General features: G+C 32.6%; 8 protein-coding genes. 1 reads left to right on the forward strand and 7 read right to left on the reverse strand.

Translation table 11 applies throughout. The annotated features are described in order from the left end of the window. Window positions 1-38: 38 nt before the first annotated feature. The gene (locus tag QZN45_RS10455; RefSeq protein ID WP_296812815.1) at window positions 39-599 is read right to left on the reverse strand and encodes a hypothetical protein; all 561 of its coding nucleotides are present in this window, start codon (window positions 597-599) and stop codon (window positions 39-41) included. Window positions 600-831: 232 nt separating this feature from the next. Between QZN45_RS10455 and QZN45_RS10460 the strand changes: the two genes are divergently transcribed. Next, the gene (locus QZN45_RS10460) at window positions 832-1158 is read left to right on the forward strand and encodes a DUF192 domain-containing protein (RefSeq protein WP_292607757.1); all 327 of its coding nucleotides are present in this window, start codon (window positions 832-834) and stop codon (window positions 1156-1158) included. Here QZN45_RS10460 and QZN45_RS10465 read toward each other — a convergent pair. The 6 genes from QZN45_RS10465 to QZN45_RS10490 all read right to left on the reverse strand — a co-directional run bounded on the left by QZN45_RS10465 (window position 1144) and on the right by QZN45_RS10490 (window position 9832). Further along, window positions 1144-1836, reverse strand: coding sequence for a dihydromethanopterin reductase (acceptor) (locus QZN45_RS10465; protein ID WP_292607759.1), 693 nt, complete (start codon window positions 1834-1836; stop codon window positions 1144-1146). The genes QZN45_RS10460 and QZN45_RS10465 overlap by 15 nt on opposite strands. Window position 1837: 1 nt before the next feature. After that, window positions 1838-3109, reverse strand: coding sequence for a serine hydroxymethyltransferase (gene glyA / locus QZN45_RS10470; RefSeq protein ID WP_292607762.1), 1272 nt, complete (start codon window positions 3107-3109; stop codon window positions 1838-1840). Window positions 3110-3183: 74 nt separating this feature from the next. Next, on the reverse strand, window positions 3184-4359 hold the full coding sequence (locus QZN45_RS10475; RefSeq protein WP_292607764.1) for an MFS transporter: 1176 nt from the start codon (window positions 4357-4359) through the stop codon (window positions 3184-3186). Window positions 4360-4562: 203 nt separating this feature from the next. Then, window positions 4563-6401, reverse strand: a complete 1839-nt coding sequence (locus QZN45_RS10480) for a hypothetical protein (RefSeq protein ID WP_292607766.1) — start codon at window positions 6399-6401, stop codon at window positions 4563-4565. 241 nt (window positions 6402-6642) lie between these two features. Continuing rightward, window positions 6643-8628 (reverse strand): CoB--CoM heterodisulfide reductase iron-sulfur subunit A family protein, encoded by a 1986-nt coding sequence (locus QZN45_RS10485; RefSeq protein ID WP_296812817.1) that lies wholly within the window; start codon window positions 8626-8628, stop codon window positions 6643-6645. A 298-nt stretch (window positions 8629-8926) separates the two neighbouring features. Next, window positions 8927-9832 (reverse strand): AEC family transporter, encoded by a 906-nt coding sequence (locus QZN45_RS10490; RefSeq protein ID WP_292607769.1) that lies wholly within the window; start codon window positions 9830-9832, stop codon window positions 8927-8929. Between the last annotated feature and the right edge of the window lie 175 nt (window positions 9833-10007).

A 10007-nucleotide genomic window follows, 5' to 3' on the forward strand; every position in this document is an offset into this window, starting at 1 on the left:
GCCTCAAAAAAACGCAAATAAAATAAAACACAATAAAATTAATTAAAAAAGACAGTACACCCAATAGTGCAATTCATCCACAACTTGCAGAAGTTGTGGCATTCTTGCATTTTAAAGATAAAACAAATCAAGCTTATTAAGAGCAATTCCTTTTCACTTAACTGTTGATTGTTTGATATTTTAGTATTAATCATATTTAAAAATTCATCACCGTCATAACTTTTAAGCGAATGGATGTATATCGGAAAGCTTGAATCCGGATTGATTTTATAGCATTTTGTCTTTTCAGCCTCAACAGTGCTTAAGACATGCACTTCAATGTCCTTTTGGGACTTGTTTTTCAAATGGTCAAATAATGCACTGTACAGTCTGAATCTCTTTTTGTCAGAAATGTCCACATATGTGCTTTGAAATTCAAGTATGATTATTCTGTCTTCAAGTTCGAATACCATGTCTGGCTTGTATATCTTCGGATCTATGATGCCGTATTCAGTCTGATGGACTTCAACGATTTTTCCTTCAATATTAATAATATCCATAAGTTCCTGTCCATATACTTGGCCCTGACTTTTGAAGATAACGTCCTCATGAAATTCCATGAAAATACCTGCCCCCTTAAAATTTAATTTCTAGAATTTATTATAAATTTAAAAAGATATAAATCTTTTGTTATAGAATTAAAGCAATTTTATTAATTCAAATAAAGAAAATAATAACAAATCAATATTTACATGAAAAATCAATTTATTTGTACGGTTTTTTACAAGACGAAAGCAAAAATTATCCGAAGCCATTAAATCTTTAAATACTTAAAAAGAAAAAAATTAACCCATGATTTTAAATAAAACAACCAATGAATTAATTAATATCAAAATAACATATGCAAATAAATTTTTCAAGCGATTTAAAGGATTGATGGGGAAAAAAGATATTGACTTTGCAATATTGTTCTTAAACTTTAAAGACTCTTCAATACACACCCATTTCATGAGATTTGAAATTGACGTATATTTTTTAGACAAAAATAAAGTGGTATTTGAAAAAACAAGTCTAAAACCTTGGAAATATTATAAACCTGAAAAACAAGCAAGATATATTTTAGAAACAAAAAAAGATTTGTTAAAAATAAGAATAGGAGATGAACTAGATTTTATCTAGAATTTCATCTGGAGTTTCAAATATCTTAATATTGTCAATGCTTTCCAATTTACGGGTATTTTCAATGTCAATGTCCCTCATATATATTGTAATAATTTTACCTTCTGAAATCGCATCATAAGGACATGAGTTTCTGCACAATCCACAGCCAATGCATTTTGTAAGGTCAATTTCTGAATGAGGGATAATGGCGCCCTGTTCACATGAAAGAGCAGCTACACAATCATCACAATCCTGACATTTAGACAGTTCAATTTTAGAAGGCAGAACTGTATCAATTGGTCCTGGATGGATGTCTACAGGTACCATATACACTGGAACGGCACCCTTTCCGGATTGTGCAACGGCATTTGTAACCAATGTGTCAGCTATTCCATAGACAATCTTTGAAACTGTATTTGCTGTAGCCGGTGAAACTATTGTTAGGTCATATTTGCCTAAAGATAGGCGGCCTGTAATTGGATATGAAAATTTTTGGTTTGAATCAGTGGCTAATTCACGATATTTACCGCCTGTTAAACGTTCAACACGTTCATAAAGTCCATACATCTTAAGAACTTCTTCTGCAGCGCCTGACAAAAATATTGTAACTTCATGTTCACCGGCCAGTTTTTCAGCCAACTGAACGGATTCACGAAGTAAATGACCAGCTCCAGTAAATGCAAATGCGATTCTCATTTTAATCTAATCTGTGATATTGATAAGCTTCTCTGTCTGAAAATGCGTAATCGAGTTTTGTGTATTGGTTCATGAATTCAGCTACTTCATCAGCAATGTCTTCCTTATCTACAGCCACACGTTTAATGAATTCAGCAACTTCATCCATTTCTTTTTCTTTTAAACCTCTTCTGGTAATTTCCTGAGTACCTATTCTAATACCTGACGGATTGTCGGAGTTGTCCCTGTCATCTCCAGGAAGGAGGTTTTTGTTTAAGATTACGTTATTGTCTGCCAATTCTTTTGCAATGTCGGAAGCTGATCTGATATCGGATAAGTTTACAGCAATTTGGTGGGATTGTGTGAATCCTAAGTCTTCACATAATACGTTGAATCCTCTTTCATACATTGCCTGACCTAATGCCTGTGCATTTTTAATGATTTGTTTTGCGTAAGCTTCACCGAATTCCAACATTTCTGCAGTTGCAATACCTAAACCAAGCAAGTGGTGTAAATGGTGGTTACTTACAACACCAGGGAATACTGCCTTATCAATGATTTCCTCATTTTCTTTGTGTGAGAGAATAATTCCTCCTTGAGGGCCAGGGAATGTCTTGTGGGTACTTCCCATCATCAAGTCTGCCCCTTCTTTTAAAGGTTGCTGGAATTGTCCTCCAGCAATAAGACCTAAAACGTGAGCTCCGTCATACATTATAGTAGCTCCAACTTCATCAGCAGCTTCACGAGCTTCCTTAATAGGATGAGGGAATAAGAATAAGCTTCCACCGAATAAAACGATTTTTGGTTTTTCTTCCAATATCTTTTTGTTCATTGCATCGATGTCAATGTTCATGATATTGTGATCTAAAGGATGGAAAACAGTTTTTAGACCATGAATACCTGCAGCACTTACATCAGCGTGAGAAATGTGTCCTCCTGATGGAACTTCCAAAGCCATTACTTTATCTCCAGGTTTTGAAAATCCAAAGAAAGCTGCAAGATTTGCTGTTACTCCTGAAACTGGTTGAACATTTGCATAATCACAGTCATAGACTTCACAAGAAAGTTTTTTGGTTTTATCTTCAATCAAATCAATGTATTGACATCCTTCGTAAAATCTTTCAAATGCTTGTCCTTCAGCATATCTGTGAGCAAAATCAGTTGCAACAGCCTCAGTTACTTCCAAACTAGTTACATTTTCAGAAGCAATCATATTAATACTGTTTCTCATATATTCAGTATGTTCTTTTGCAATTTTTTCAAAGTTTAAAATTTCGTCATGATAATTAGCCATTTACTACACCTAATATCCAATTAAATATTTATGATTTAATTTTTGTTTATCTTCTAATATAAGAGTTATGAAAATCAGCTATATTTCAAACTTATTTTTAATACCGAAATAACATACACTATCATGACAAATGCAATGATTAAAAATAGGAATCCACCAATAAATATGGACATTACGCCAAAGCCATCTACCATAAATCCGCCTATTGCTATACCAATAGCTATTCCACCATTTAAAACACTTAAAAATATTCCGTTTGCAAGTTCGGGACTTTTAGGCAGTAATGATGTTTCAATATACTGGATAAGATTATATCCCATTCCGTCAAGAATTCCAAAAATCAATATTAATGCCAAAACTGCTATCAAATAATTTGAAAAGAAATACAATAATGCAAATACCAAGGCACATACAATTTGAAAAACAATTAATGTGGCCTTATCCCTAATGACAATTAGTTTTCCTCCAAGCCAGGTTCCAAAAATTGAAAATATTCCATATGTTAACAGAACCATGCTTAATTTGTATGTGTAAATTTGACTAACAGCCTGCAGGAAATATGGAATGTAGTTGTAAACCATGCTTGCACCAATCGGCATCATAACTATTCCTATTGTAGATAATATGAATTCCCTGGATTTCAAACTTGAAAAAGGTACTTCATAGCTTTTCGATTTGCCGGGGATTTTTGGAAAGAATATTAAAATCAAAATCAATGTCAAAAAGTTTATTGCAAAAATCCAAGTCATTGCAGCCTTATATCCCAATATCGTACCGAAACCTGTTGTTATTGGAAGACCTATGATGCTTCCAACAGAAATTCCAAGTAAAATCTTAGTTATATAGTCTTGTTTTTGATTAATTGGGGCAATTTCTTCACAAACTGTCAAGGCCAGTGAAATGAAAGCGGGATATACTACAGCAGAAAGAATTCTGAATATTGAAGCTATTAAAACATTGTCTGTAAAAATAATGATAAAATTGGATATTGCAAAGACGCCTAATATAAAGGCAAATGTTTTCTTTCTTTCATACTTTGAAAATAAGATGGGTATGAACAACCCACTTAGTGCAATCGTGAATGTAAATGAACTGACATATAAACCGGAAATAGAAATCGATGTGTTAAAATACTCGGATATTTGAGAAATGATTCCTATGATGCTTAAAGGAGTATTGATACCAAAGGTAGACAGCATCAAGATATACAAAAGCAGTTTCGGATTATATTTCATATTATCAGTTCCCATTAATAACAATAGTTATGTAAAAAATAACATATAACCTTTAAGAAAAATCATTGAAATTAAAAATATGAGCCATAATTGCAATGCCTTCAGCCATAGTTTTCATAATTTCATTAAGTTATTTCATTAACATGAATGATTTGAAAAATTGAAGCTGAAATAAAAATAGAAGGTATATTTGAAAAATAAAAATAATGTAAGTACAATTATCTGATGAAAATTGTACTTTTAGCCGAAATTAAATATTTATTATTTGCAGGACTTATTGCAACTCTATATTTTCCATTCAATAATTTCTTTGTGTTCAATTTTGCAATGCCTTTGGAATCCGTTTTAATAATGAAATATTTATTAAATTTATCTGCAGCGAGTTTAACTTTAATTTTTATTCCCCTAACGACCTTTTTAGTTGATTTATCTTTAACCTTTACCTTAAAGTATTGGGTCTTATTGAATTTGTTGGTCACTTTAGGAGCACTAACTATAGTGGCTTTTTTAATTAACTTATCTATATTTCCAAACTTCTGAGTTCCAATATGAATAAACCTAGGACTGTATGGAAGTCTATTTTTGCTGAAAAACTTGTTTTTGAAATAAACATTATCTTTTAAATGAGCAGATGACCTTCCAACTAGTTTTCCGTTGTCATTTGCAGAGTAAGCCTTGACCATAGAAGTGGTTTTGTAATTTTTATTTGTTTTAGCTTTCCAGTGAAATACTGTTATATCTCGCCTGTTTTCACCATATCTATCAGTAGCCCCTACCTTAATCGCTGCCTTAACAGGATTAGTACTGTATTTTGTATAAGTGCTGTGACGATAATATGACCTGAAATTAGGAGAGCAAGAGAATTCTCCAGGCTTTAATTTTCCAGTAATATAGCCGGATTGCCAAACAACTGCATATTTTCCGTTAGGTGCTTTTATTGAAAAGTGGCCAAATCCTATACTTCGCTTATAACTTAATATCTTTTTCAGATATTTACCTTGGATTTTATTAGATTTAACCATTTTTTCTGCCATATTCATTATAGATTTTATAACAGGCACATCATCAAGTCCGCCATTACCTACAACCCAACCAGTGGAACTTACAATTAAATGAACAAAATAACTACCTGATGTTTTATAATGTTTTATTGCAGCTTTACCTGCCCATTTAAAAGTACCAACCTTAATATCGGCATCTCCTAAGTTGTCTCTTCTAAAACCACCTACACATTCAGAATCACTCACCTGCAAGAAAAATGAACAGCAGTCTTCTCCCTTTGGAGGCTTTACATTCACTGTGACCTTTTTGTTGGAGTTTTTATAAGAAACATATTCCTTATTTTTTGAATCATCTATTTTAGCAGAAATTTTATATTTACCCACTGTAAGATTTTTACTTAATTTTGCATATCCTTTTTTATCAGTTGTTGCCCAATAATAGGAATATTTCTTTGTTCTTGGATTATAGAGTTTAAACTTAACTTTAATGCCGCCAACTGCATTTTTTGTAATCTCATTGTATATTTTTACTTTAAAAAATAGACCAGATGCAAAATAAGTATTGTAATTACTCATTTTAATGTTCAATGGAGCTTTTTTGATTATTATTTTTGAAGTTGCAGCTGTTGAATTATAATCGCCATCACCTTCGAAAGTAAGTTTCACCTCGTAGGTATTTGGTTTAAGATTTAAGGATAAAATTGATTTTCCGTTTTTATCTGTTGTTCTTTTGTAAATTTTATCATTGATCTGTATTTTTATTGTTTTGTTTTGAATAGACTGATTATTTGAATCTTTCAAATAACTAACAAGAGTCATTTTTTCTTTATAGTACGAGACAGTATTTTTTACATCAATATGTGTTGTTTTTTGATTGTCAATAATGCTTTCATTGACCTGTGAAAAATCCTTTTCAATATTTTCTTCCATTAAGACAGTCTCATCGAAATCTGTGCCTTGAATATTGTCAGTCATATTTTCAGATGCGCTGACAACACCCAAACATAATGAAAGTAAAAACAACATCAAAATAATTAATAAACTTCTTTTAAACATGTTTTCCCCAATTAATTGATTTATTATATATTATGTATTTACAACTATATTAGTTTTTACAGCATTTAAGAAATAGTTTAAATCAATCAACAAAAGATTCCAAAATGATTGTCAAAAATGATAAATTTTAAAAAATAATGTCTTATTAAAAAATCGGATGAAAAAACACCAAAAAAAGCCTATAAAATTTTACAAACTCAAAAAAAATAAAAAAAAAGAAATAGAGAATGAATCTCTAAATCTATTTACCTATGTCTTCAAGAGCAGCACTGATTTGTGCCATAATTTGCTCGGTTTTGAAGTGTTGTTGGTTCATAGCACCAGATGGACATGCACCTACACAAGTTCCACATCCTTTACATAATGCGGAGTTAATTTGTGCAAATTCTTTTCCACCTACACCGGTTGCAATAGTAATTGCAGCGAATGGGCATAATTCAACACATACTTGACAAGCACCACAAACAGCGTCGTCGTTGGATGCAATAATAGGTTCGATTTCTACTTCTCCTTTAGCCATTGGGATTGCTGCTCTGGATGCTGCAGCTGAACCTTGTGCTACGGAGTCAGGAATATCTTTAGGACCTTGTGCTACACCAGCAATGTAAACACCATCAGTTAAGGTGTCAACAGGTCTGAGTTTAGGGTGAGCTTCCATGTAGAATCCGTCTGCAGATCTGGAGAGACCTAAGGTTTGTCTGAGTTCGTCAGATCCTGCAGAGTGTTCGAGACCTACACTTAATACAACGAGGTCGTAAGTGTATTCGGTTACTTTACCGAGTAAAGTGTCTTCTGCTCTGATAGTTAAGGTTAAGTCATCGTTTTCGAAGATTTGTGCAGGTTTACCTCTGATAAATTCAATACCGTATTTTTCTTGAGATGTTTTGTAGAACTCTTCGTATCCTTTACCGAATGAACGGATATCCATGTAGTAACAGGTTACTTCGGTATCAGGTTCGTGGTCAATACATAATTGAGCGTTTTTCATGGAGTACATACAACATACTCTGGAACAGTATGGTTTACCGATTTGTTCATCTCTTGAACCGACACAGTGGATGAATGCTACACGTTTAGGTTCGATACCGTCGGAAGGTTTGATTACGTGACCACCGGTAGGTCCGGATGCGTTAATCATCCTTTCAATTTCCATAGCGGTAATAACGTTTGAGAAACGTCCGTATCCGTATTGGTAAATGCTTGAAGGATCGAATGGGTCGTAACCGATAGCAGCTACAATAGTACCAACTTCTAATTCAATTTCAGTAGGTTGTTGGTTGTGGTCGATTGCGTCTGGTCCACATGCTTGTACACATAAGTTACATTCGATACAGTAATCTTTATCGATAGTTGCACATAATGGTACAGCTTGAGGGAATGGAATGTAAGCAGCTTTTACCATACCTACACCTTCGTCGTAGTAGTTAGGTATTTCAATAGGACAAGCTTCTTGACATGCACCACATCCAGTACATAAATCTTCATCTACGTATCTTGCTTTTTTCTCTACGGTTACTTTGAAGTTTCCGATGTATCCGTCTACTTCAGTTACTTCAGCGTAAGAGATCAATTCGATGTTTTCGTGTTTGGAACAGTCTACCATTTTAGGTGCTAAAATACACATTGAACAGTCGAGAGTTGGGAATGTTTTATCTAATTGTCCCATTCTTCCACCAATGGTTGGGTTTCTTTCTACCATGTAGGTTTTGAAGCCCATGTCACCTAAATCTAATGCTGTTTGGATACCAGCTACTCCACCACCGATAACTAATGCTTTGTTATCTACAGCTACTTTGGTAGCTTCTAATGGTTCAAGTAATCTTGCTTTAGCAACAGCCATACGGGTTAAGTCTTTTGCTTTTTCGGTAGCTTCTTCTGGTTGGTTCATGTGTACCCAGGAGTCTTGTTCTCTTAAGTTAGCAAATTCAAATAAGAATTTGTTTAATCCAGCTTCTTCTACGCATCTACGGAAAGTAGGTTCGTGAAGACGAGGGGAACAAGCTGCTACAACAATTCTGTTTAAGTTTTTCTCTTTGATGTCTTCTTGAATCATTGCTTGACCAGGGTCAGAACACATGTATTTGTAATCAGTTGCGTGAACTACACCAGGTAAGGTCTTAGCATATTCAGCTACACTAGGACAGTCTACGACTCCACCGACGTTTACACCACAGTGACAGACGTAAACTCCTATCCTTAATTCTTCGTTATTATTTTCTTCTGCCATTTTATTTTTCTCCTTGTACAAGTCGTGAAAAATATCTAATATATATAAAAATTGCAATTTAAAACAAGTAGTAAAATTTTACATAGTATTAGATATACTAATGTAGTAAGTCCACATTTATAAAGCTTTCTAAAGAATTTGTAGAGTAATGTTTATATACTAGAAAATGAAATCTGAATAAAAACTTAATCCAAAAGGAAAAATAAATCAAATAATGATTATTAGTTAAAATAAATCATATTAATAATTTAAATTAAAAATAAAGAATTTTAATTTAAATAAATTATGAAATTTTTAACTATAAAATCATAATAATTACTGGTAGTGTAATCAAAGAGATTACAGTGTTGATTAATATGCAATCCGATGTCAATTGATAATCAAGATTATAAGTAATTGCAAGTACCAATGACAACATTCCAGAAGGCATTGCGGCCTCAACAATTGCAACTGTATACTGCAGATCTGAAAGCCCTAAAAATAATACAACAATAAATGCGATTGCCGGGAAAAACAGTAATTGCATAATAGAAGTAAATGCCACCATGGATTTGCTTCTTGAAAGGCCAGCTAGATCAATTGATAAACCCAATGAAATCATGATTAAAGGAATGGCACCGTTACCCAAATAATTAACAGTATTATTTAAGACAGGCCCTATAGGAACATTTAAAATATTTAGCCCCAAACCAAAAACGATAGCCCATAACGGCGGAAAAAGAGCAATTTTACGAATGGCCTTCTTAACAGTTCCCCCAAATTTAATAACTAAAACAAATGACAGTATCAAAAAGATACACATTGTTGCTATATCACAAAATATTGCTCTTAAAAAGCCTTCATGACCAAAAATTCCTAAATTTACTGGATATCCCATAAATGCAGTATTTGCAATCATTACTGTAACGAGAACAGTCCATAACTTCTTATCATCATAGCCCAATTTTTTCAATATTAAAAATGAAACCAATCCTGTGACAAATGAACTGATTAAAATAACAAAAGGCAAAATACCTAATTTGGGAATTAATGATAAATCTGAAGAATAAAGTGCAGAAAAAATCATGCAGGGCAATAAAATATTCATTATAATTTTATTTAAAGGATTGATATCTTTTTCGGATAAAAAATCTATCCTCTTTAAAGCATAGCCAATACCAATCATTAAAATAATTGATAAAATAGTAATTTCAATTTCATTCATATAATAATAATTAAACAATATAATATAAAAAATTAATTATAGTTACTAACCAAACTTTTATTATAGATGACTGACAAATAATAAATTATGTCAGGAAAATCTAAAATTAATGTTTTTAACAAAATGACAAAAACTGCTTTAGATGAAGAAATAAGTGCTTATGTGGCTTATCATA

The sequence above is a fragment of the uncultured Methanobrevibacter sp. genome, from assembly GCF_900314695.1.
In the GTDB taxonomy this organism is placed as follows: domain Archaea; phylum Methanobacteriota; class Methanobacteria; order Methanobacteriales; family Methanobacteriaceae; genus Methanocatella.